Source organism: Mesoterricola sp. JemC181, assembly GCF_055384585.1.
Genome location: NZ_AP045076.1, coordinates 1,813,810 through 1,837,726, shown reverse-complemented (window position 1 = coordinate 1,837,726; position 23,917 = coordinate 1,813,810). Strand labels below are relative to the sequence as shown.

Sequence of the window (23,917 nt, the reverse complement as noted above, 5' to 3'; positions counted from 1 at the left end):
CCTTCCCTATCGGGGGGCCGCGTGGCTGATCCCCCTTCTACCGTTCACCCCCCCAAAATCTACTGTTCGAGGGAAATTACCGGTTTCAGTTCGGAGATGGAGGACCATCTACGCAATCCCCCCTCTGGAGCAATCATGGATCATGTTTTTGGTTCTGCTCGAGCCCCCCACCTGGCCATGCAGGATGGAGGCGGATGGGAGGTCCGTTCACGGCACGGGCGACCGTGCAATTCTCTGGTTTTTACCAGATGGAGATAGTATGCCAGTTCTTCTCGTTACCTACGACCTGAAAAAGCCTGGCCAGGATTATTCCAAGCTGTTGCCGGCAATAAAAGAATACCCGTGGGCAAGGCTTTCGGAGTCTTCATATGCAATCGACACTCCCGCCACGCCACAAGCTGTTTTCAACCATTTGGTCAAGTTCATTGATTCTAACGATACAATTTACATCATTGCTCTTAATCAGCCTTTCTATGGGCATGGACCTTTGGATGTAAATAAGTGGCTTAGCGAACACTTAAAGTAGCAGGTTATTAGTATAGAAAGATCGATCCCCCATCGAACTATCCGATGGGGGATCCCTTGTGTCTGCGTGATGGACCATAGGGGCTGCGAACCCGGACCAAAGGGTGGTCAAAATTGTCCACCTCGGAGCGCTCACCGGGCGTAGCATGGCATCATCAAAACGGCAGGAGGGGGTCATGAAATATTTGATCGTTTGTGCCCTATTTCCGATTGTTGGGCTAATGGGATGTGGAGGAGGCGGATCCGACCCCGTAACCATTACCGTATCCCCCAAGACCATCTCGGCCCCCGGTCAGACCACCATCCAATTTTCCGCGTCGAGCCCCGGAGCGATCTGGACGGTGGACGGGCAAGACAATTCAATTTCTTCAACCGGACTCCTGACCCTGATTTCTCGGACTGGCCAGGTCCACGTGGTTGCAACTCATCCCAGCGGCAAGGCTTCGACCGAGGCCGTGGTCACTTGTTACCCAATGCTGGAGGCCACTTTTCCGGCGGATCAGATTTGGGCCGCCGGTCAACCCTTGACGCTCACTGTTACGCCTCTATCCATCCCAGGTGTTGGGATGAAATACTCTTGGAAGCGTGACGGGGTTGTTGTTGGAACGGCCAACCCTCTGAATACGGCCCTAACCCACGGATCAAACGTCTTTGTATTGTCGGTTGAATTCGACAATGGCGTTTCGCCATCCGGGTTGACCTGGGGAACTGACCTTCCTTAAGGTAAGGTTTTAGCGTCAGATGAGACATTTTCGAGTTGTCGATTGAAACCAACGCCAATTACATTTTTCTGCAGTCTCAACCACTGAACCGAAGTTCCATACTGAATAATTAAAAATCCCCTTGAGGCACATGGGCTTCTTGGGGATTTTGGTGGTACCGCTACTGTCTACACTTCTTTGAGGCCGAGCAGGTCGAAAGCCTTGGCTTGGAGCTTAGTCATTTTCGAAGTCCGCGGGTAGGTGGGTCCATCCTGGCCGAGTTGCACGGTGGCCTTGGAGAGGGTGGCCAGGGTCTGCATGAGGCCGCGGAAGGTCTGCAGCGGGAACCCGTCCTTTGAGCGGCCTGAGGCCTTCTTGGCCTTGGCTGCGGCGCTGGGTTCCACGGGTGCGACCGGCGTCTTCCGCTGGCTGCCATCCTCGTCATGGTAGAGGAGCCCCTTCCAAGCCTGGCGCAGGTGGTATTCCACGTAGTAGGCCAGCATGCAGAGAAAGAGATGGGCCTTCACCCGTCGCTCCAGGTGGTGATAGATCGGTCGAACCTGCAGGTCCACCGACTTGAGCGTCCGGAACGCCCGCTCCACCTTGGCCAACTGCTTATAGGCCAGGACCGCCTCCTGGTCGCCGAGCACCTCTTTGGGCACGGACGTACGGATCACGTAGATCCCGTCCATGGCGGCTTCCTGGTCCAGGATCACGCTCTTGCGCAGGAAACCCATGCGGTCGTCCTCGACCCGCACCTTGAAATACTTCCCCATCTTGAACCGGGCCAGGGCCGCCCCGGCCTTCAGGCCGATCTCCGCCTTGCCCCGCAGGGGGTTCCTCTCTCGCTTGCAGGCGTCCTCCACCTTCTGCAGGGCCGCTTCGGTGAGCTGGAGCAGGATTTCCCGCTTCCGTTCCCGCTCCTCTTTCATGAAGGGATTGAAGCAGGCGATAAGGCGTTCTCCCGGATAGTCAGGGTGGGTGATCTCCGCCAGCCCACGCTCATCGAACAGGCTGAGCTGGATCAACCTGGCTGCCAGGAGTGGTTGGATGCTGCCGTGGCGCAACGCCGTGATCCAATCGTAGCCGGCCTCCTGGACATCCTCCCGGATCCGGGCCTCGGTGATCATGCCCCGATCGCCCACCACCACAACCCGCTTCAACCCGAACCGCTCCTTGAGCTTGGCCACCTGGGCCGGGACGGTCTTGGGATCGCCGACCTTGCCTTCCACCACCTCAATGGCGATCGGAACACCCTCGAAATTACAGAGCAGGCCGTAGTTGATCTGGGGCCGATCCTCGCGCTTGTCGCGAGAGTAACCGTGCTGAGCCAGAGGACAGCACCTGCCTTCGAAATAGGAACTGCTTAGGTCGTAGAGGACCGTACAGCCCTCGCCCAGATGCCGCTTGGCCAGCTCCGCCTCAATGCGGGGCTGGCGTTCCAGGAGCCAGTCCATGACCTCGTAGAACTCGTTCTCGTCCACGTCGCCCAGCACCAGTTCCTGGCCCAGGGTGGAGTGCTCCGCCCCCGGCTGGAGTCCCTGGGCCAGGGAGAGCTTGCTGGAGGGTTCCAGAATCCGTCCGGCGACCAGGGCGAGGCTGAGCTCTCGCATCCGGTGCCGGCGGCCATGGAGCAGGCGGTCCAGGCCCAAGGATCGAACCATGCCAAGCACCGCGGCCACGTGCCCGTGGGGCAAGGAAGGCCCCAGTTCCGGTTCTGCGCCCGTGGCGAGGTTGCCGTCGCGCAGGACGACCTTGAGGGCCTCGATCCGTTCTGGAGCCCAGTCACTCAGATTGGCCAGAGTCCGGTTTTTAACCTTGCCATCCTCACGAAAGCTTTCCCGCAGAAGGATCGCAGGAGGCGATGTTCTATTCGGAATCGTTGTGATGTACATACCACAAGCATAGGCCCGCCAATAGGTCCGTCAAGGATATTTACATGACTACGTTTTTGAAGTAATCGCTGAAGATCCGCATTGCCACAGGCATCGAGCCGCAATTCCGCTAAGAACTTCGGACTGAAGGAGGATCAAATGAACCGTCATACCATGGCGATAAAGCGGGCCATAGAAAATGCCATCAAGAATGCGCCATCCGCCGCGAAATTGGATGGCCTTCCCCAGGTAGGAAATGGGGTCGCTGAAGCAATAGAAAAGATGGTTGATGCAAAAATCGAGGAAGCTATTAAGAAGGCATTTAGTGACAGGGCTATTAAGTAAGCCGTCGAAAGATATTGGTAACCAGAGGAGGTGGAATGAAGCGAGATTGGGACATCATCCGAAGGTCCATGTTGATGCTTGAGGAATTAGGTCCAGGAGGCCATCTAGAAGGCCACGAAGTAGCTCCGGAAGATCCCCAACTGGGGGCCTATAACCTAAAGCTCTTGGTCGATTCGGGCCTTGCCAAGGGGGTGGCTTCGGTCGACAACGCTGGAGGAATTTTCGCACTTGTCTTTAATCTCACCTGGGAAGGCCATGAACTCTCAGATGCCATCAAGAAAGATACTGTTTGGACGGCGGTAAAAAAGACTGCCCTTGAAAAGGGTGTTGATTTGACCGTCAAGGTTGTCTCAGATCTTTCAGCTAAAATCGTCTGGCAGATGCTCAACGGATGACATTCTGCCAAAATCCAACGCTATGGCTGAATTTCAAAGTGAAAATCCCCCACCGGACAACCCGCTGGGGGATCCCCTTATGCCTCTCCATCAATGGGCCGCAGGGGCTTGGTTCCATTGCCTGACCGTTAATACCTGTGGGTTCCCGGGAATGCGCCGAATGGCAACTTGGCCCCCGGCTCTGGGTAGTGCGCTCGGCAGTCATCAAGGGTCTTGCCGCAGCTCATGACGTAAGGGCACACCTCCGGGGTTTCCACGGTCCAACGGCAGACGGTTGCATTGATGATTCCCCGGGGTAGGTGAACCCCCTGCACATCCATAGGGCAGACCAGCTCAAACTCAATCGTGGTCGAGTTTTCCTTGGTCTTCCGGTTAATGATCCACATTTCATCAACCATGTGCTTGTTCGGATCGGCCCCAGGCATGCCGTCCAGGTGCTTCGCGTAGCACACCTTGCGCGTGACCTTCGCGCCTACCAGGTCGTCCAGGTCGCGGACCAGGGCGCCTACCATGCCGTCCACGTTAGAGACAGTGATCTTAGGCCTCGGGAGGGTGCCCTTCCCGGTTGTAAAGGGTGGTGCGCTGATCGGGGTTGTAGGGTTGCACGGAACCGCCACCCAGGGTCCACCCGAAGACGAAGTCGTAGGCCCAGAAGTGATTGAGATGCTCCGCCTTCGGAGGCACGAAGTCGCCAGAGCGCACGTTCTTACGGCGCGGTCTGCGCTGAAGCCCCAGCCTTCGCCAGAGCCTTTCCACGGCGTTACGATTCACGACGACACCGTTCCGGCGCAGCAAGGCCCAGATGCGCGATTGGGCAAAGCGCGGGCACTCCCGACTGAGGGCGTAGAGGTGCTCCATCAGGCGGTCCTGCGTCTGGGCCGCGCCTGATAGGCATGCCGGCCCGGGAAAGCCCTATCAGAGCAGCGATCCGCCGCTCCGTGATCCTTCGGGCTTTTAGCACCCTCGCGCCCTCTCGTTTCTGCGGGGTGCTCACAATATTTTTCGGATCAGCTCCTTCATGGCGTCGATCTTCACCTCCGGTTGCCCAGCAGGCAGAGGAGGTGGGCGTTGTCTTTCTCCAACTGCTTCAGGCGCCGTAAGTCCGGGACTATGCTCCCGCCGAATTTCCGCCGCCAGCGGTAGATGGATTGCTCGGTCACACCGTGCTCCCGGCCAGATTGACGATGGTTTTCTCGCCTTTCTCCGCCTCTCTCAGCAGGGCCACGATCTGCTCGTCGCTCAGCTTTCTTTGCCGCATCTGGGGTTCTTCTGGTTAAGAGTGAACCCGAACCCGAATTTTGGTCTGCAGATTTGGGGGTAGACCACAGTTGAACGAGGGATTAAAAAACACAGGGTGAATTAATTAATTTGGTTGAGTCATTGCGCGGTGAACCTTAAAGATTTCAAATGGGAGATGGAGTTCTTGACTATTGCCCTTAATCCATCGCTTTTGCTCATCAGATAGTTTGTCCTTGGACGATTTAACTTCAACAAAAATGAAACCAGAAGAATTAAAAGCAAGGATATCCGGCCAACCTAAATATCTATCCCAGTAATTTGAAAGCAAATATTGTAAAATTTTTAATATTGATCCAGGGTCTAATATTTGAATCAATAGCCTAGCTTTGGCAATATGTTCTGATCGATGAGCCCATAAATATTGCCTCAATCCTTCGCTGCCTGGAAGCCAATAGTCGAATAACCACAATAAATCGTCTCTGTCTGGTCGCAACAATTCGAAGTGAGAGAAAATTTTCTCGCCTCGCCGCACAGCGTAGCTTGGTGACCCGAAATCGGACGGCAGATATGTATAGATTGGTACTTTGGAGCCATCGACCTCATAAGCGGTGCGTTCACCAAAACTGCAAATTTGAACGTTAGGGTCAAATGGATCCTGTATCAGAAGCCAGGTGAACACGCCAAATAGTACATGGAATGGCATGCTTTCAAGAAATAAAACCTCATACCCCTCTGAGCGATATACAGACTCTGCATATTGCTCAACAGTTTGAGACTGTCCCTCGTGGAAAATTTTAACTTTTTTATCTCCTTCATGGATATACGCTGCATGCATATCACGAATTTTGATGTTGAATTCATTTATGACGGACTCAGAAGATTCTATATTATAAATATACTTTGGATTGGTTGCGTGTAATCGCTTAATGTCTTCGAGTGCTTGTTGCTGTGCTTTTTTGTAGATTTCAGACACCGAATTGCACATCTCATGAAGCCATCCCTCGGGAGTCCCTCCGAGTTGCTCGTATAGATCTTGCAACCTAAAAGCAATTTCACGCCAATAATACCGTTTTATTTTGCTGGTGTGTCCATGGATCGCAGCAGCCGGATGCGAATCTACGGGTAAATCCCTGCATTCATTGCAAACGCGATTGACAAATCCCATTGTGACCGGAATTCGCTCCTGGGATTCCAATCTCGTCCCTTCCCGGAGTTGGTGTGGTAGAAATTTCCGACCTCGCGCCTCTTCGCAAGAACACATCATTACGCCGCCGCAGTCGTGGCACTCATACTTCCGAATTAGTTCGTACGGATTGATGCAGGTCCGATTTTGATGTGCACACTCTGTCATTTTGCAACCTCTCATGCCTGGCTTAACGGCAAAGCCAACCGGCCCCAAGGAGGCGGCGAAGTCGTCGGAAAAGGTTGATGGGGAATGCGGTTGGACAAAGGGAGAATACCACTTTGGAGTCTGGGGTCGATCGCGGGGTTCGGCAGACGGGCGTTGGATGGTCTGCTTTGGGCGCAGGTAGGCGTAACGCACTAGTTGACTGGCCCGGACCTAGTAGCAGCGCGGCCGGGGAAGAGAACTGACTGAGCTCGAGAGCTGTGCGGTGGGGACATGACTGAAATCTTCATTAACCAGAAATTGGCTTAATTGGGCAATTCGATTGTAAAGGGCCTGGACTGGCGATCCAATAGGGCATTTTGAATCTTTGTGTAATCCCATCGCCATTCATAACACTCGTAATCCTTGCGCCACTGGGGATGCCCTTTGCCGTAGAAGGATTGTTTGGGAACCGCAAAAATGAATATGAATCGGCAATCAAAACTTCTGGCTGGGGTTTTTTTACCTCGTCCGGGAAAAAATATGTCGGCATCCGAGCTATTCTCTCAAGTAGAGCCCGCCATGATGAATAATTCCCTGATGGAATCAATACTTCTGGAATTTCAGATAGTAATGGGTTCAATTCCATAATTCTCTTATTTATAATATTAGATAATGCAAAAACATTACACAAGTGAAAACGAATATCCCGATAGAAAGAGAATCCCGAATTTTGGTCGGGATGGACCTGTTTGGCTGGCCCAAGGCCACTGTCTGGATGCGGTCCCTCGACAAAATATCCTGGTACAACCATGCCGGGCCATTTGAAAACCAAAAAACGCAAGTTTCCTTGGTTATGTTTTAGGTAATTATCAATGGTGGCGATGTGTTTTCGATATGGCTCAATATTCTTCTTTAATATATTATGGCTTGATTTGAATATTTTACTTTCACTGTCTTGAAAGAAACTTCGGTGAATTCCTTGGCAATCTTCTACATGTTCCATTAATGCATCCAAAAAATGATCAGTAGCTTCGAGAAGCAAATTATGAATATCCATTTCATAACTATCTCCGATAGAATTTATCAGTAAGTTCTCTAATATTTCAAGAAGCGCATTTGTGCGGCTAATAATTTTATCCAGAGACAAGTTATATGACCCGAGCGGATGCCGAAACCCGTAGGACTCGTGAAACAGCAACGAGCTTGGGCATTTGCGAAGAGTTGCAAGCAGCTCTGGGGCAATTTGATCAATCGGAAACCTCTGGTTAAGTGTGAGGATCATTTTCTGCCCTTCGACGGGAATTCTGAAGGTACTTTACGGTGATTAACTTTGCGACCATACGAAGCGGTTGATGGATAACGATACCTCTGTTTGCCACCTGGACAATGGGGGGTGAACAGTAGGGTACCAGGTTCGGCATGGACGCCCAGGCCCCGGCTGGCCTTTCACAGGCAGGAGAGTGGCCCGGTCATGTCCAGCCTGGAAGCCTGGCTCCAGGACCACATCGAGGGCGGGAAGGTGGAACCGAATTCCGGGCTGGGGCAGGCCATCGCCTAAATGCGCAAGCATTGGAAGGAACTCACCCTGATCCTCCGGGAGCCTGCTGCCCTCTGGACAACAATCTATGTGCGGTTTCCCTGAAGCGGGCCATCATGCACCGGAAAAACTCGCTGTTCTGCCAGTCCGCAACGGGAGCCAGGGCCGGGGACACGTTCATGAGCCTGATCTACTCGGCAGAGCTGAACGGGGTCGAGCCGTTCGAATACCTGGTCGAGCTGCCGAAGCACGCCGACGAGGTTGAGCAGACTCCAGGCAGTTGGTTGCCGTGGACCCATCTGGCTGCAACGGCCTCAGGTTGACCAACACCCATAGTTGGGTAGCTTTGGTTGAGGCGTGTGCGCTCAAGTTCGCCCAGAAATTGGATTTCAGCGAACGACGCTCAGATCAGGCACCCGTAACGGAAACACACGATCCGACACGTGATTGTGGGCTGGGTTCAGTAGCGACCACTGGTGAAAGAATCTGGAATTCTTCTTAAACACGCGACGATAGCTGTATTTGTTCGCGGGGACCCAGCAAAGTTTAGGCTACATGAAAATTTCGGCGCCATTGCAAATCGCGGTCTCAGGGCCTTACGCCCGCCATGACCGACCCCAAAGTGGTGGCGTGCCGAACGGAATGGACTGATTGGGTTCACAGAGATCTGGTTAACTGAAAAGTATTGGGTCTGGGTCAAAGAGATGGTTAAGCAGATGGGTGTTTTTGCTGGTGATGACTATCCAGCGATAGATTTTTGAAGTCGTCAGGAAGGGGAATCTCTTGGTCTTGTAAATTGATGCATTTTCTTAACCACGGATAACCGCCATCATGTAATTTCTGCAAAGACTCGGGGCCTGTTAGGATCGGAGCTGGAAGATCAATGGCTTGATGGTCGGAATCCACATAAGAACTCCATGATTGTAAAGCTAATAATTTAAGGTTTTTAACCTCCTCCTCCTCTTCTTCTGTTAAATCAGCCTTTGCCAAACCAAATGGCATGTAATTAATTATAACCGGCAATCTTTCGACTGTTGTGTACCAGATTATTGGTATCGGTTCATCAATTGTTGTAGATTTTGGATGCATGTGGAGTTGAGAAATAGTTAAATCTATAACCTCTTTGAATTCAGTTATAACCCATGCGTGTTTTTCTGCCCCCCAAAAGCCTGCCCAACCAAGCGTACACGGCTCATTTGCAAGTGCCCTACCCAAACATGCAGATCCACCATGCACTTCGCAATTAATGCCTATGTTATTGAGAAGGTGTGCAATCGTCACTGAGGCCTGATAACACTTCATTGAATAGTTCGTGCCGTAGAGTTTGCACAAGGCCGCATTTGTGCTGTGTATGATCCCCGACTTGATAGAGTAGTCGGTGGATCCACGCCGCCGACTTGCTCTAATAATCCTTTCCAAATGGGCGGAAACCTTCATTGAGACACCTTTCGATGATTGGTGGAGTGGGTGAAGCCTGTCAGGGAAGTTCGAATAAGTATTGAAAACTGGGTTGTTGCAGAATGGACTGATAAGTTTGACTGGTTGGCCCGCCCCATGACTTTCAGCGACCGTGGCGCTCCCTGGGGGGCAGAGGGTCAAACGCGTAAGTTGATCGGCCCAAATCTGCCGGCGCTTATGGAAGAGAAAGGAGATTGGGTTCGCGACCGGCAGGGTGGGGACCTGACACGTTTGGCTACGGAGTCGAACACATGGCTAGGCCTGGATGCATGCTGGTGATGGTATTTCGGTGCAATCCGGAACTGGAAGGCTAGGAGTAATCGCCTCCGTCATCATCCTTGTTGGTTGATACAATTTCAATAATATCTTTAAACATTAAAACAAACCGGCCCAGGATTGTATCGAACTCATGTCGGTAGCTATCGCCTGAAATTTTGAATCGCAACATAACTTTTTCATATTCAGTTCCTTTGCGATGTGCGACACCAGTTGACCTGATCGACTGAATTGCCCTAAGGAACAATACATGGTCGTCTGCATCTTCAACTTTTATCTTTTTCAACAATAAACCAAATACATCAATTGATTTTGAATCATCCGGGACATCAATAATGTATTCTCTTAGTCTTTTTATATTAATTGAGTCAATTGTTACTTTTGCAATTGCAAGAATCATTGAATCAAATTCAGATTGCTCATTTGCAAGCATAGACCGGATCGAACTAAAAAAATGGTTGTCCTTTTCAGCAAGTGGCAAAAAGATAGGCCAACCCAAATATTTCCCCCAACACTCATCTAGTTTATTGTAATAGCGTTTAAACTCGTGTTCAGGATTTTCGGGATCAAAGAAATTACCTTTGAAACTTCTTTCAAAATTTGTTCGACTTATTTTACGACCCTCTGGTGGAATATTATAGCTTTTCCAATACAGCTGTTCCCTGCTTGGGAGACCCTTTCCCAAATCGCCAAGAAATGCAGCAATGTGATCTTGCGAATTATTGTCAAATCTGAGATCCCATGCTCCTTTCCTGTATAAGTGCCCATCTGTAATTTCATAATCGGAAGAATTATAATATTTAAGCATTACTTCTTTTTTGAAAAATACAGGAGTAAGGTAGTTGGGAGCTCCAAGATTGGCACCAAAATAGTTAGCTAATTTTTCTGGGTTGCAATTAAATAAAACGGGAGCTTCTAGATCACCTCCTATTATGAAATCTTGGTATATCTTTTGATTTTCAAATGGCCAAATTCCACTAGTTTCAATATTACCACATTTGATTAATTTTTTCCCAATGACTCGAGTAAATGAATTGAAACCATCAATGTATGAGGGCCCTGAAAATGCTTTATAGACAATCACCTCATTCGTGGAACATATCTGATAATCAATTTCATTTTCCCAATGGCTTGTAAATTCAAAATACAACAAGAGGTCCATCTGAGTTGCGGCCATAAATTCGAGAAGGTAGTTCTTGCGAATTTTTATTTCGGAACCATTATCCGTAATTACATCCACCTCGTCACCACAATCATCAAAAGAAATAAATCTTGAATTTCCGGAGTCATGAAATAGATTGTGAAATAATCTAAATTCTTCATTGATTTCCACATAATCCTTTTTTCTTCCATGAAAATCCCTGCAACGAATAATTCTTTTGAACCTGCCATCAAGATCCGGATGATACTCTTGAATTTCCTTTCCCTCAGCATAGCCGCAAGAAAAGCCTGGCCCCCCCGCTCCAATCGTTAAATCCCAATTGTTATTCTTCATTGCCGCCAAAGTGGCCTCTGGTTTTACAAGTACACAATAAAGGGCCACATTTTCGTAAATTGATTCTGAATTAAAATATTTATAAACGTTAACCCATGTTTCCTCCCCATGACTATTGATCACCCAATCGATTTTGTCTTGGAGTGGATTTGGACCGATATCCATGTGGACCTCCGATCAAAAGTATTGAAGCCTGGAGAGTTGACTTCCAATGAAAGAATGCGGACTTGGGTTTACCTAACACCGAACTTGAGTCGGCCCCAACATTGGGCGCGAATGGAGGAGAAGGAGGATTGGATAAATACTACCTCAAGGTGAGAAGGTCAGGTTGACGGTAGACACTCGCCACCCGGGGGCCCCACCTCAAAGGGCCAGGGCCCTCAGCTCACCAAGGCCAGGGCGGTTGAGGGTGGGGACGATTGACTGGACGGAGCGGGCGTCTCCCTGGCGTCTCCAGGTTATGTCCCCGGCCCAGCGGCCGGTATGACCTTTACGCGGCTGCTTCCACGGCCCAGCGAGACACCAGGGTAGCCGCCTCCAGGCGTGCCACTACCTCAAGGGTTTGTATTTTCTTTCGGCAGATCATGAAATGCCCCCACAGAGCCCGTCTCCGATTGGGCCCCAGCAAATCCCAAAAGTCCCCAAGTCTCCACCGTTTCCCCTTCGGGGCCTTGGAGACTTGGAGACTTTCTGTAAACCAGCATCAACCTTCGTTTATCTGAGACACACTTTTTCCACCTTGGTCTCCGTGGAGACTTTCAGCCTAGGGACCTGGGGAACCATCCGGCTTTTTTGACCGGATGGATTCCCTGCCGCTGTCCCGATTGGGCCAAAGCCTCCGCGCAAGTCTCCCTTGGAGACTTTAGGAGAACCTCGGGCAGACCAGCCTTGGTGCGGATGCGCCGCCAGGGTTTTTGCAGGTTCACCAAATGCGCCTGCTTGGGCCTCGGCAATGCGGGAAAACCACTCTGGCACGCATGTTTCTGTCGCCGGAACACGCCTCCTACTTCGACCTTGAGGACCCCATGAGCCTGGCTCGTCTGAGCGAGTCCATGACGACTCTGGCCAGCCTCCAGGGCCTGGTGGTGATCGACGAGATCCAGCGCGCCCCTCACTTGTTCCCAGTGTTAAGGGTCCTGGCTGATCGGGACCCTTTGCCGGCCCGTTTCCTGATCCTGGGCAGTGCCTCTCCCGAGGTGATCAAGGGGGCTTCCGAATCCCTGGCAGGTCGCGTGGAAGTGGTCTCCATCGCCGGATTCAATCTTTCCGAGGTGGGCGCGGGTCCCCAGTCAGCGCATTGGTTGCGAGGGGGATTCCCGCTTTCCTACCTTGCCCATTCGGACGAAGACAGTTTTGCATGGCGGAAAAACGTCATCCGGACATTCATGGAATTGGACCTTCCCCAGTTCGGCCTGCGCCTGCCGGCCCAGACCTTCTTCCGATTCTGGAGCATGCTGGCCCACTACCACGGGCAGGTCTGGAATGGCGCCGAGACCGCCCGAGCGTTGGGCGTAAGCGAGACCACGGTCCGTCGGTACCTGGACATTTTGGAAGGGACCTTCCTCATTCGCACCCTTCAGCCCTGGTATGCCAACATCAACAAGCGTCAGGTGAAGGCCCCGAAGCTCTTCTTCCGGGACTCGGGGCTATTGCACCACCTCCTGGGCATCCACACGCCCCTGGAACTGGATACCCACCCCAAGAGCGGCGCCTCCTGGGAAGGCTATGCCGTGGAAGAAATCATGGCCGCTGTGGAGCCCGACGAGGTTTTCTTATGGGGCACTCACGCGGGAGCGGAACTCGACCTCCTTCTCGTGAAGGATGGTCGGCGCATCGGGATTGAATGCAAGAGAGTGGATGCCCCCAAGCTGACACCGTCGGTCAGGGCTGCTCTTGCTGACCTGGAACTGGACCATTTGGCCATCGTCCATCCAGGGAATCGCAGGTATGACATTTCCGACAATGTATCGGCGATCCCATTGGCGTCATTCGCCGAGGCGAATGGAAGCCTTCTCTAACCCCGACCATAACCCTGCCTTCCGCATGACCCAGGGCATCGTGATGGAAGTGGCCCAGCGCATTCCCCTCCTGTTCGACACCCACAATTCTCAAAAATCCATAAGTAGCCGAACCGTACAAGCAGTCGTGGATTCGAAAAACATCCTAATGCATAAACCGAACTATTTCTACACTTGTATCTTGAGGCACATGGGACTGCCATGTGAACTAAAACATGGTCATGGCTTGTTTTGGAATAGGGCCAAAATCTAAAATAGCAGCCCGCCGCGGACCCCCCGGAGGGCAACGCCGGTTTGAGTGTCTGGTCGGGGCTTCGTGAATTGAGCCTTCCAGAATCCCCCGCGGGCCCTCATGATGAAATCAAAATGGACCCCAAACTCCCTTCCGGCCTCTATGAGGACCTCCTGACCCTTGGTCTTTCCCAGGGTCTGGACACCGCCCGCTCCGCCCTGCGCCCGGTACACACCCGGATACTCCCGGACGGTGGCGACGCCGCCCTGGTTTCCCAGTGGATCAAGGTCCTGGTGGAACGCCATCTCCGCGATCTGCCCGCTGAACACCGGGCCACCGCCCAGGTGGAAGTGGCCAACCAGGTCGTGCAGCTCCTCCTGGCGGACGCCCGGCAGAGGGGGCTCCGGACCCATCCCGTCCTTGCGGACGATGCCCTCAAGGGCGGCGAGGTCCTCGAACACGTGCTGGACGCCTTCGGCGCCACCGAACTCGCCCGGCCGGCCACACCGCTTTCCCAGCCGGTCCTGCTCACCGGGAGCCACGGCGAGCCCTCCCTGGGCGACGAATACCAGCTGGAGCTGGGCAGCGCCGACCGTGTGGACGCCCTCGTCTCCTTCGTCACCTGGGGCGGCTGGCTGCAGATCAAGGATGCCCTTCTGCGCCTGTCGGACCGCATTCTCCTGCAGCGGAAGCGCCGGGGCGAACCGGGCGGCGCCCCCGTGATCCGGCTGATCACCACGACCTACATGGGCAACACGGACGCCCGCGCCCTGGAGGCTTTTGCGCGGATTCCGGGGGCGGAAGTGCGGGTCTCCATGGATCCGCGGCGGTCCCGCCTCCATGCCAAGGCCTGGCTGTTCGAACGGGCCTCGGGCCTCCATACCGCCTACATCGGTTCCGCGAACCTGTCCAAGGCCGCCCTGGGGTCGGGCGTGGAATGGACCCTGAAGATCACCCAGCGGGATTCCCCCCACCTCCTGGACAAGTTCCGGAGCACCTTCGAGGGGCTCTGGGAGGACGGCGAGTTCGAGCGCCTCGATCCGGAGGACGCCGCCGCCTGGACCCGGCTGCGGCTCGTCCTCAAGCAGCAGGCCCTTCCCTCCTCGGGACTTCAGCTCCCCCTTTCCCTCACCTTGCATCCCTTCCCGTTCCAGCAGGCCATCCTGGAAAAGCTGGAGTCCGAACGGCAGGACCATGGACGCATGAACAACCTGGTGGTCGCGGCGACGGGAACGGGGAAGACCGTCGTCGCCGCCCTGGACTATGCCCGGCAGCGACAGGGGTCCGGCCAGCCGCCCCGCCTGCTGTTCGTGGCCCACCGGAAGGAGCTCCTCGAGCAGGCCCGCGGCACCTTCCAGGCCGCCCTCCGGGACCACGCCTTCGGGGAGATGCTGGTGGACGGCCAGCAGCCCCATGACTGGAAGCACCTGTTCTGCAGCATCCAGAGCCTGTCCCGGGCGGGCCTGGAGCAGCGGTTCCCCCGGGACCACTGGGACATGGTCGTGGTGGACGAATTCCACCACGCGGCCGCGCCTTCCTACCGCAAGTTCCTCGACTGGGTGAGGCCGGGGATCCTGCTCGGCCTCACCGCCACCCCCGAACGCAGCGACGGCCTGGATATCCTCCACTGGTTCGGAGGCCGGGCGGCCGCGGAGATCCGCCTCTGGGACGCCCTGGACCGGCAGCTGCTGACCCCCTTCGCCTACTTCGGCCTGGCCGACGGGGTCTCCCTGCAGGAGGTCCGCTGGGACCGCGGCGAGTATGACAAGACCGTCCTGAGCGCCCTGTACTGTTCCAACCGCAACCGGGCGATCCTGGTCGCGGAACGCTTCATGGAACTCCACCCGCACTGGCAGAAGGCCTGCGGCCTGGGTTTCTGCGTCAGCGTCGAGCACGCCGGGTTCATGGCGGAGGTTTTCAACGATCTGGGAATCCCTTCCTGCTCCCTGCACGGCGACACCGACCCGCAGGCGCGGCGCAAGGCCCTCGACGATCTGCGGAAGGGGGTTCTCAGGGTCGTCTTCACCTGCGACCTGCTCAACGAGGGCATCGACATTCCCGAAGTGGACATCCTGCTCTTCCTCCGACCCACCGCCAGCGCGACGGTGTTCCAGCAGCAGCTCGGCCGGGGCCTGCGGCTGTGCCAGGGCAAGGAGCAGACCCTGGTCCTCGATTTCGTGGGGCGGGCCCGGAGGGAATTCCGGTTCGACCGCCCCCTGGCGGTCCTGACCGGCCTCCACCGGCGCCAGCTCCTGGACGCCTTCCAGGAGGACCACCTGCCCCGGATGCCCCGGGGCTGCACGCTGCACCTGGAGCGACAGGCCAGGGAGGACCTCCTGGAGAACCTCAAGGAGAACCTGAAGCTGAACGTGGCCAAGCTGCGCCGCGAGCTCCGGGCCTGGCTTTCCCGGAGCGGGTCCCCGGACCAGCCGAGCCTCCACGCCTTCGTGACCGAAACGGGCACGCCCCTCGAGGACATCTGGTCCACGGGGGCCGTGGGCTGGACGCCGCTCCTGCGGTCCGTCGGCGCGCTGCCCCCGCTCGAATCCCCACAGGAAGCGGCCGCCGAAGCCTCCTGGTCGAAGGGGCTCGGCCGCCTGTTGCACCTGGACAACCTCGCCCTGCTCACGGCGTACCGGGCCTTCGCCCTCAGGGGCGTACCCGACCTGCCGATGGGGCCCATGGAGGAACGGCGCCTGGCCATGCTGCATTTCCAGGCCCTGTACAAGTCCGCGGTCCCGGAAGGGCAAAGGGCGCTGGCTGTTTCCGAGGTGAACGACCCCGGCTTCCGCAGGGACCTGGCGGGACTGGCGCAGGTCCTCCTCGGGGAGGCCCGGCCGCCGCGGGACGGGGACGAGGTCGTGCCGGGCGCGCCCCTGGCCCTCCATGGCCGCTACCAAAGGAGGGAGATCCTGGCCGCCCTGGGCCGCTGGGACTGGTCGAGGCAGCCGGGGTGGCGGGAGGGGGTGCTCTACCTGCCGGAGCTGGGCCTGGATCTCTTCGCGGTCACCCTGGACAAGGACGAGAAGCGGTTCTCGCCCACGACCCGGTACGAGGACCGGTTCCTGTCGCCCTCCCTGTTCCACTGGAAGAGCCAGAGCGGAACCCCGGAGGGGAGCGCCACGGGGCTCCGGTACCAGACCCTTGGCCTGGGAGGGAACCGGGCGATCCTCTTCGTCCGGGAAACCCAGGACCAGCCCTACCTGTTCCTGGGCGAGCTGAAATATCTGCGCCACGAAGGGTCCCGCCCCATGGGCATCGACTTCGAACTCAAGGTGCCGATGCCCGCCAAGGATTTCCAGGCCTGGGCGAGCATCGTGGCCGCCTGAGGCGGGAGGGCCGCGCGCAGCCAGAGGCTCGTCCATTCCTCACGTTTCCGATTGAAGTCCCGGCCACGTGGATGGCCAACAGGGGGACGCCGTGGACGATGCGCCGGGGTGGGGAGCAGACCTTCGAATTTCCGGAATCCAAGCCGAAGCTTGCCCGGTTGCTGGGCAGTTGTGACGCAAATCATATTGAGACTCAATCTCGTTAGAGTATGCTTTCATTCATGCATTTGTTCTCCTGCTTGGCCCCTTGGACGATCTGGTCCTGCGGTCCCCGAGCGCCTGGCGGTCCGATGACCCCCTTCCTTGCCCCATCGGAGGATTTTCGCGCCGACAGGAGGTAGTGGCGAGGGAACCCCCCCGCCTGATGACCACGACCCTGCCCGACGGCTCCCGGCATCCCGGGGGCAATCCCTGACGTTGCCCCCTTCCCCAGCTTTTCCGCCTCTCCTTCCTCCCCCATCCCGGCGGCCCCATGGCCGCCCAGGGAACCTCTGCCAAAGGACACGCATGCCATCCTCCATCCCCACCTTTCCCCCCCGGGCCTCCCGGTCCCACACCGCCTTCGGTCCGCTGACCTTCGCCCTGGCGGTGTGCATGACGCCGCTGGTCGCGCAAACCAAGCCCGCTCCGGCTCCCGAACCTCCGGCCGAAACCGTCCTTCCGGAAATCAAGGTGAAGGCTGCCGGCGGGAAGGAGACGGCCCTGACCCCCGTTTCCGGCTACCGGCCCCGCCGCTCCATGACCGGCACGAAGACCGATACGCCCCTTTCCGAAACGCCCCAGGCCATTTCCGTGGTGAGCCGGGAGCAGATCGAGGACCAGGCCTCCGTGTCCCTGGGCGACGTCCTCAACTACGCTTCCGGCGTGCGCTCGAACGCCTACGGCGTGGACAGCCGCGGGGACTGGGTGCGGGTGCGCGGCAGCGAGCCCATCCAGTTCGTGGACGGCCTGCTCCAGATCTACGGCTACAACAACAACACCCGCCCGGACCCGTACACCCTGGAGCGCGTGGAAGTCCTCCGCGGGCCCTCCTCGGTGCTCTATGGCCAGGGCAGCACCGGCGGCGTCCTCAATCTCCAGAGCAAACGGCCCCAGGCGGAACGCCAGGCCGAAGTGGGGGTCCAGTTCGGCAGCTTCAACCGGCGCCAGGTCCAGGGCGACATCACGGGCGCCATCAGCGACGATGGCCGCTGGTCCTATCGCCTGGTTGGGCTGGCCCGGAAGAGCGACACCCAGGTGGATTACGTCCAGGACAACCGCTATGTCTTCGCGCCCTCCGTGGCCTGGCGCCCCAGCGCCGACACCAGCCTGGTGATCCTCGGCCTCTGGCAGAAGGATGAGACCGGTTCCACCGCCACGTTCCTGCCCTGGTCCGGCACCGTGCTGCCCAATCCCAACGGCCAGATTCCCACCAGCCGCTTCGTCAGCGAACCCGGATTCGACGAATACACCATGCGCCAGGCCAGCCTCGGCTACCAGTTCGAGCACCGCTTCTCCGACGCGTGGACGGTGCGGCAGAACGTCCGCTACGCCGCCAACAAGGGGAGCTACCAGACCCTGTACCCCGCCAGCAACTTCGCGGATCCCCTGAACCCCTACCTGGATCCCGAGCAGCGGACCATCAGCCGCTCCATCTGGATGAACAAGCGGGACGGCCATGCCCTGGTTGCGGACCAGTCCCTGGAGGGGAAGCTGAGCTGGGGCGCCGTGGAGCAGCGCGTCCTCTTCGGCGTCGACTACCTCCACTACACCGAGAACGCCGCGTCGGCCTACGGCTTCAGCCCCACCTTCGACCTCTATGCTCCGGTCTACGGGAATTTCACGGCCCCGGCGCTCACGCCCAACCCCGCCGTGGCGCTCAGCCAGACGGGGGTCTACCTCCAGGACCAGATCACGTTCGCATCCCATTGGTCCGTCCTCCTCGGCGTGCGGAACGACCACGTCACCAACGCGGTCGAGGGCTCCCCCACCGACCGCGACAACGCCACCACCCTGCGGGCCGCCCTGATGTACCTGACCGGCCGGGGCTGGTCCCCCTACGTGAGCTACGCCGAGTCCTTCCAGCCCATCGCGGGCACCAACTTCTACGGCCAGCGCTACAGGCCCCTCAGGGGCGAACAGCTGGAAGTGGGCCTCAAGTACCAGAGCCCGTCGGGCGCCACGACCCTGAACGCCGCGTTCTATGACCTCAAGGAGAAGAACCGCCAGGTCAACGATCCCGTCCAGCCCCTCAACATGCTCCAGGCGGGCCAGACAAAGAACCGCGGCTTCGAACTGGAAGCCAAGACCCGCATCGGGAAGTCCTTCGAACTGGTCGCGAACTTCGACCACATCGACCTGGACGATCAGCTCGAGGCGGTGCCCGCCAACCAGCTCTCGCTTTGGGGCCGGGCGCGCTTCACCTTCGCCGGGAGAACGGGCTGGTCCGCCGGCCTGGGCTTCCGCCGCACGGCGGCCTTCCAGAACCCGGCCGCCCCGGAAGTGGCCGCCACCAACCTCCTGGACGCGATGCTCGCCCTGGACACCGGCAACTGGCGGTTCGCCATCAACGGCACGAACCTGACGGACAAGATCCACGCCACGACGATCCTGACCCGCGGCGACGCGTGGTACGGACCCCGGCGCAACCTCCTGACCAGCGTCACCTACCGCTTCTAGGGAGAAGGCCGCCGTGCTCCGTCGAATTCTCGTGAAGCTTCACCGCTGGTTCGGACTGGGCGCGGCGGCCTTCCTCTTCCTCGCCGGGATCACCGGCGCGGTGATCTCCTGGGACCACGAGCTGGACGCCCGGCTCAATCCGGGCATGTTCAGGGCGCGGACGGCCGGAGCCCCGAAGCCCGTGGCCGAACTCATCGCGCGGGTCGAGTCGGCCGACCCCCGCGTCCGGGTCACCTTCGCCCCGCTGGAGATCGAACCCGGCCACACGCTCATGGTTTCCGTGGCACCCCGCATCGATCCGGGCACCGGCAAAGCCTTCGAGCCCGGCTACAACCAGGTGGCCCTGGACCCCTCCACGGGCGAGATCCAGGGAAGGCGGGAATGGGGCCGGGCCTCCCTGTCCAGGGAGAACCTCCTGCCCTTCCTGTACAAGCTGCACTACAGCATGCACCTGCCGAAGAAGGGCGGGATCGAGCTGGGGGTGTGGTTGATGGGTCTCGTCGCGCTGGCGTGGGTGGCCGACAGTTTCATCGCGCTCACGATCTCGTTTCCCGCAGCGGCGGCCTGGGCCCGGTCCCTGAGGTTCCGGTGGCGGGAGGGCGGGTTCCGCCTGGTCTTCGACCTGCACCGGTCCGGAGGCGTGTGGGTGTGGCCCCTGGTGCTGATGCTGGCCGTCACCTCCGTGGGGATGAACCTGAACCGGGAGGTCATGCGCCCCGTGGTCTCCTGGTTCTCGGACCTCAGCCCTTCGCCCTTCGCGAACCGCCCCATGGCGGGTCCGGCCCGGCCCGTGGAACCCCGGATCCCCATGGCCCAGGTCCTCGATCTGGCCCGGGCCGAGGCCCGGAACCGGGGGTGGACGGCCCCGGCCGGGGGCGTGTTCCTGTCCACGGAATTCGGCGTATGGGGCGTGGGCTTCTTCGAGCGGGACCGCAGCCACGGCGACGGCGGCCTCGGCAATCCCTGGCTCTACTTCGATTCCCGGACCGGGGAAGCCGCGGGTTCGGACGTTCCCGGCACGGGAAGCGCCGGGGACCTGTTCATGCAGGCCATGTTCCCGCTTCATTCCGGGCGCCTCCTGGGAACGCCGGGGCGGATCCTCATGTCCATGATGGGACTGGCGATCGCGATGTTCAGCGCCACGGGCGTGATGATCTGGGCGCGCAGGCTGCGGGGACGCAGGAGCCTGTCCACGTAATAGGTTCCTGGGTCGGCTGTCCAACTCCTGCTTTCGTCCTTTTCGGCCTGGTGATGCTGTCCGGGGTCCGGACGCATCCCGATTCCTCGGACCGCGCCCGGGCCTCCCGCAAGGTCGCCGATGGTGAACGGCTGGCCGAGCGACACGGCCTCCCACGCATTCGCAGGGAGCGTACGGGGGAGGTCATGAATCGGCCTGGCGTAAGCTGGAGCATCCTGGCCTTCCGATCACCGGCACCCTGACAGTGCCTCCCGGCCCGGTTGCCACCTCGTTTTAGTCCTTGTCATGCGAAACTTGGCGGCATTCCCTTTCGCGCAGGCGGCCCCATGATGCGAACCCCCACGCGCCCCGAAAACGCCCCGATGCTCGAGGACCGCCGGGAGACCTCGTCCTGGGCGCGGACCTTCGGGCTGCCATCCCTTCTGGCGGTGGCCTTCGTCGGGGTGGCGAGCCTCCTGATCGGGCGGATCCAGGGGGAGGATGGGCGCCGCCAGCGGGCCGCGATGGAGGATGGCGGGAAGGCGGTGGGCCAGGGCCTCGTGCGGGTCCTGTCGGACGACGAGAGCTACCTGGAGGCGCTGGCGGCGGAGTGGTCCAGGGATTCCCTGACGGACGCGGCCTTCCAGTTCCGCGCCAGCCGCTTCGTGGCCAACCATCCCGAGCTCCTCAACCTGACCCGCGTGGACGCGGCCCTCACCATCCGGGACGCGGCCCCGCGGGAGCCCAATGCCCAGATCCTGGGCCTGAAGCTGACCCTGCCCGAACCCTTGAAGGCCGCCACGGCCGCCCGGGAGAGCAGGCGGCCGAAGCGCACCCGCCCCTTCACGGCCATCCAGGGGAACCCGTCCCTGGAGATCTGGGTGCCGGTCTATCGCGGGGACACCTTTCTCGGTCTCATCGCCGGGGTCGTCTCCGTGGATCGGCTCCTGGGGGTGGCCCTGCCTCCGTCGCTGGCGCGGATGCTGCGCTTCGAGCTGCGGGGGGACGGGGGCGACCTCCTGGCGGAATCCAGCTCCATCGTGTCGCCCCGCCCGGGGCTCCGCCAGAAGGTGGACCTGCCTACGCCCGGCCTTGCGCTGTACACGGAAAGCCTGGCGCCGGACCGCGTCCGGGCCGGCACGGTGCTGCTCCTGGTCCTCTGCATCGGTCTCGCGGCCGCCATCGGCTGGGCCCTCTGGCTGACCCGCCGGGACGTGGCGCGGCGGAAGACCGCGGGCCGCAAGCTGCTGCGCATGGCCCAGCTCTACTCGGCGCTCAGCCAGGTGAACCAGGCCATCATCCGGTCGCGGTCCCAGGATGAGCTCCTGAAGCGCATCTGCAAGGCGCTGGTGGAATTCGGCCAGCTCAGGATGGCCTGGATCGGCCGCCAGGACCCGGAGCAACGGAGGGTGGAGATCATCTGCGAGGAGGGGGATGCGGACCGCTACACCGAGTTGCTGGATATCCGCACGGACACCCCCAACTGGGCGGAAGGGCCGGCAGGCCATGCCATCAAGGATGGAACCTACTTCATCGCCAATGATTTTCTGAGCACCTCGGCGAATCTGCCCTGGCATGACGCGGCGGCCGCCCGGGGGTTCCGGTCCGCGGCGGCCTTCCCCATCCGGCAGGGCGGGGCCATCTGGGGCGTCCTCATGGTCTATTCCTCCGAGCTCAACGTCTTCGGAGAGCCTGAGATCGGCCTGCTGTCCGAAGCCGCCGCCAACGTCTCCTTCGCCCTGGACCACATCGCGGGCGAGGCCCAGCGGGTGCGGGCGGAGGAGGCGCTCCGGGTGAACGAGGAGCGTCTCCGGAATGCCCTGGAAGGCGCCAGCGACGGCATCTGGGACGTGGACATGATCTCGGGGCAGGTCTACCTCAGCCCCCGGGGCTGCCAGATCCTCGGGTACCAGGAGGAGGAACTGCCCCAAATCGCCCGCGTCTGGAACGAGCTCGTGCATCCGGAGGACCTGCCCGAAACCAACCTGGCCCTCTCCAACTACCTGGGCGGGAAGCGGGACCTCTTCCAGGTGGAGCAGCGCCTCCGGACGAAGGACGGCGCGTGGAAATGGGTCCTGGCCCGGGGCAAGGTGACCCGGAGGGACGGGCTGGGGCACCCCCTGCGCATGACCGGCACGCATACCGACCTGACCGAGCGCAAGGAGATGGAAGCGGAACACCGCCGAATGGAACTGGAGCTGCAGCATGCCCAGAAGCTCGACAGCCTGGGCGCCCTGGCGGGGGGCGTCGCCCACGACATGAACAACGTGCTGACCGCCATCCTCAGCCTCGCCGAAACCCTCCGGTTCTCCTTCCCCGAGGCCGGCGCCCAGGCCCTGGCCACGATCATCCAGGCCACGGAACGGGGCAAGGGCCTCGTGAAGAGCCTCACGGATTTCTCGCGGAAGGACCTGCCCGACGCCCGGCCCCTGGACCTGAACGAGCTGGTTCGCCAGGAGGAGGCCATCCTCCTCCGGACCCTGCGCCAGAAAGTGCAGATCCAGGTGGTCCTGGAGGACGGACTGCCCCGGATCCTCGGCGAGGCCGGGATGCTGGGCAGCGCGATCATGAACCTCTGTATCAATGCCAGGGACGCCATGCCCGAGGGGGGGACCATCACCCTGCGCACCCACCGGTCGCCGGACGGCGTCGAGCTGGCCGTGGAGGACACGGGCAGGGGCATGGCGCCCGAGGTCCTGGCCCGGGCCACCGAACCCTTCTTCACCACCAAGCCGGCTGGCAAGGGCACGGGGCTGGGCCTGGCCATGGTCTACAGCACGCTCAAGGCCCACGGCGGCAACCTGGCGATCTGGAGCGTCCCTGGAAAGGGGACCCGGGTCGTCCTCAGATTTCCTCCGGCCCCTGAGGCGGCCCTGGGGGGCCCTGCGCCCCTTCCGCCGGGTGGAGCCTCGACGCGGGCCTCCCGGAAGCTGCTCCTGGTGGACGATGACGAACTCATCCAGTCCTCCGTGCCCGCAGCCCTGTCAAACCAGGGCCATGTGGTCCATTCGGCCACGACGGGCAGCCACGCCCTGGAGCTCCTCGCGGGCGGGTTGAAGGTGGACCTGGTGATCCTGGACTACAACATGCCGGGCATGAACGGCGCCGAGACGCTGGACCGGATCATGGGCCTGGATCGGGGGATTCCGGTGATCATCGCCACCGGTTTCGTGGATGCGGAGTTGTCCGCGGCCCTGGCGCGCTGGCCGAAGGTGCTGAGCCTTCCCAAGCCCTTCACCTCCGAAGCCCTCCAGCGGGCCATCGATGCGCTGACCTGAACAGCCCCGAGTCGGTGGCGGCCCCCTGCCGGGCCTTGAGGGGGAAGCGT

At 59.1% G+C, this 23,917-nt stretch carries 18 protein-coding genes; 10 read left to right on the top strand and 8 right to left on the bottom strand.

The features are described from left to right. Positions 1-259: 259 nt before the first annotated feature. Positions 260-526, top strand: a complete 267-nt coding sequence (locus tag ACZ5MC_RS08010; protein ID WP_464517476.1) for a hypothetical protein — start codon at positions 260-262, stop codon at positions 524-526. Between the two features lie 175 nt (positions 527-701). Next, entirely contained in the window at positions 702-1,247 is a 546-nt protein-coding gene (locus ACZ5MC_RS08005; protein ID WP_464517475.1) for a hypothetical protein, read from the top strand. A gap of 167 nt (positions 1,248-1,414) precedes the next feature. Here the strand turns inward: ACZ5MC_RS08005 and ACZ5MC_RS08000 are convergent, their stop codons facing one another. Beyond that, positions 1,415-3,121 (bottom strand): IS1634 family transposase, encoded by a 1,707-nt coding sequence (locus ACZ5MC_RS08000; protein ID WP_464517149.1) that lies wholly within the window; start codon positions 3,119-3,121, stop codon positions 1,415-1,417. 138 nt (positions 3,122-3,259) lie between these two features. On the opposite strand from ACZ5MC_RS08000, the gene ACZ5MC_RS07995 reads away from it, so the two are divergent. Together ACZ5MC_RS07995 and ACZ5MC_RS07990 are read left to right on the top strand one after the other, a co-directional pair. Continuing rightward, entirely contained in the window at positions 3,260-3,445 is a 186-nt protein-coding gene (locus tag ACZ5MC_RS07995) for a hypothetical protein (RefSeq protein WP_464517474.1), read from the top strand. Between the two features lie 35 nt (positions 3,446-3,480). Then, positions 3,481-3,840, top strand: coding sequence for a DUF2513 domain-containing protein (locus ACZ5MC_RS07990; RefSeq protein WP_464517473.1), 360 nt, complete (start codon positions 3,481-3,483; stop codon positions 3,838-3,840). A 128-nt stretch (positions 3,841-3,968) separates the two neighbouring features. Here the strand turns inward: ACZ5MC_RS07990 and ACZ5MC_RS07985 are convergent, their stop codons facing one another. The 5 genes from ACZ5MC_RS07985 to ACZ5MC_RS07965 form a co-directional block, all read right to left on the bottom strand. Further along, a complete protein-coding gene (locus ACZ5MC_RS07985) occupies positions 3,969-4,457 on the bottom strand; it encodes a phage minor tail protein L (protein WP_464517472.1) in 489 nt (162 codons plus the stop codon). After that, positions 4,378-4,698, bottom strand: a complete 321-nt coding sequence (locus ACZ5MC_RS07980) for an IS3 family transposase (protein ID WP_464517471.1) — start codon at positions 4,696-4,698, stop codon at positions 4,378-4,380. The genes ACZ5MC_RS07985 and ACZ5MC_RS07980 overlap by 80 nt, the downstream gene beginning before the upstream one ends. A 173-nt stretch (positions 4,699-4,871) precedes the next feature. Next, positions 4,872-5,000, bottom strand: a complete 129-nt coding sequence (locus ACZ5MC_RS07975) for a hypothetical protein (RefSeq protein ID WP_464517470.1) — start codon at positions 4,998-5,000, stop codon at positions 4,872-4,874. A 203-nt stretch (positions 5,001-5,203) separates the two neighbouring features. Next, positions 5,204-6,274 carry a VRR-NUC domain-containing protein gene (locus ACZ5MC_RS07970; RefSeq protein ID WP_464517469.1) on the bottom strand — a complete coding sequence of 357 codons (1,071 nt, stop codon included), beginning with the start codon at positions 6,272-6,274 and terminating at the stop codon, positions 5,204-5,206. 442 nt (positions 6,275-6,716) lie between these two features. Then, on the bottom strand, positions 6,717-7,691 hold the full coding sequence (locus tag ACZ5MC_RS07965; protein WP_464517468.1) for a hypothetical protein: 975 nt from the start codon (positions 7,689-7,691) through the stop codon (positions 6,717-6,719). A gap of 434 nt (positions 7,692-8,125) precedes the next feature. Here ACZ5MC_RS07965 and ACZ5MC_RS07960 point away from each other — a divergent pair, with 434 nt between their 5' ends. Continuing rightward, positions 8,126-8,269 (top strand): hypothetical protein, encoded by a 144-nt coding sequence (locus ACZ5MC_RS07960; protein WP_464517467.1) that lies wholly within the window; start codon positions 8,126-8,128, stop codon positions 8,267-8,269. A gap of 385 nt (positions 8,270-8,654) precedes the next feature. Here ACZ5MC_RS07960 and ACZ5MC_RS07955 read toward each other — a convergent pair whose 3' ends face one another. Together ACZ5MC_RS07955 and ACZ5MC_RS07950 are read right to left on the bottom strand one after the other, a co-directional pair. Continuing rightward, on the bottom strand, positions 8,655-9,383 hold the full coding sequence (locus tag ACZ5MC_RS07955) for a hypothetical protein (protein ID WP_464517466.1): 729 nt from the start codon (positions 9,381-9,383) through the stop codon (positions 8,655-8,657). A gap of 331 nt (positions 9,384-9,714) precedes the next feature. After that, complete coding sequence (locus ACZ5MC_RS07950) at positions 9,715-11,340, bottom strand: hypothetical protein (protein WP_464517465.1); 1,626 nt, start codon at positions 11,338-11,340, stop codon at positions 9,715-9,717. A gap of 764 nt (positions 11,341-12,104) precedes the next feature. Between ACZ5MC_RS07950 and ACZ5MC_RS07945 the strand changes: the two genes are divergently transcribed. From ACZ5MC_RS07945 to ACZ5MC_RS07925, 5 genes are all read left to right on the top strand, one after another. Beyond that, the gene (locus tag ACZ5MC_RS07945) at positions 12,105-13,193 is read left to right on the top strand and encodes an ATP-binding protein (protein ID WP_464517464.1); all 1,089 of its coding nucleotides are present in this window, start codon (positions 12,105-12,107) and stop codon (positions 13,191-13,193) included. Between the two features lie 366 nt (positions 13,194-13,559). Then, positions 13,560-16,754 (top strand): DEAD/DEAH box helicase, encoded by a 3,195-nt coding sequence (locus ACZ5MC_RS07940; protein ID WP_464517463.1) that lies wholly within the window; start codon positions 13,560-13,562, stop codon positions 16,752-16,754. Positions 16,755-17,261: 507 nt separating this feature from the next. Next, entirely contained in the window at positions 17,262-19,412 is a 2,151-nt protein-coding gene (locus tag ACZ5MC_RS07935; RefSeq protein ID WP_464517462.1) for a TonB-dependent siderophore receptor, read from the top strand. A 13-nt stretch (positions 19,413-19,425) separates the two neighbouring features. Next, positions 19,426-20,610 carry a PepSY-associated TM helix domain-containing protein gene (locus ACZ5MC_RS07930; protein ID WP_306599777.1) on the top strand — a complete coding sequence of 395 codons (1,185 nt, stop codon included), beginning with the start codon at positions 19,426-19,428 and terminating at the stop codon, positions 20,608-20,610. A 326-nt stretch (positions 20,611-20,936) separates the two neighbouring features. Beyond that, positions 20,937-23,867, top strand: coding sequence for an ATP-binding protein (locus ACZ5MC_RS07925; RefSeq protein ID WP_464517461.1), 2,931 nt, complete (start codon positions 20,937-20,939; stop codon positions 23,865-23,867). The last annotated feature ends 50 nt before the right edge of the window (positions 23,868-23,917 follow it).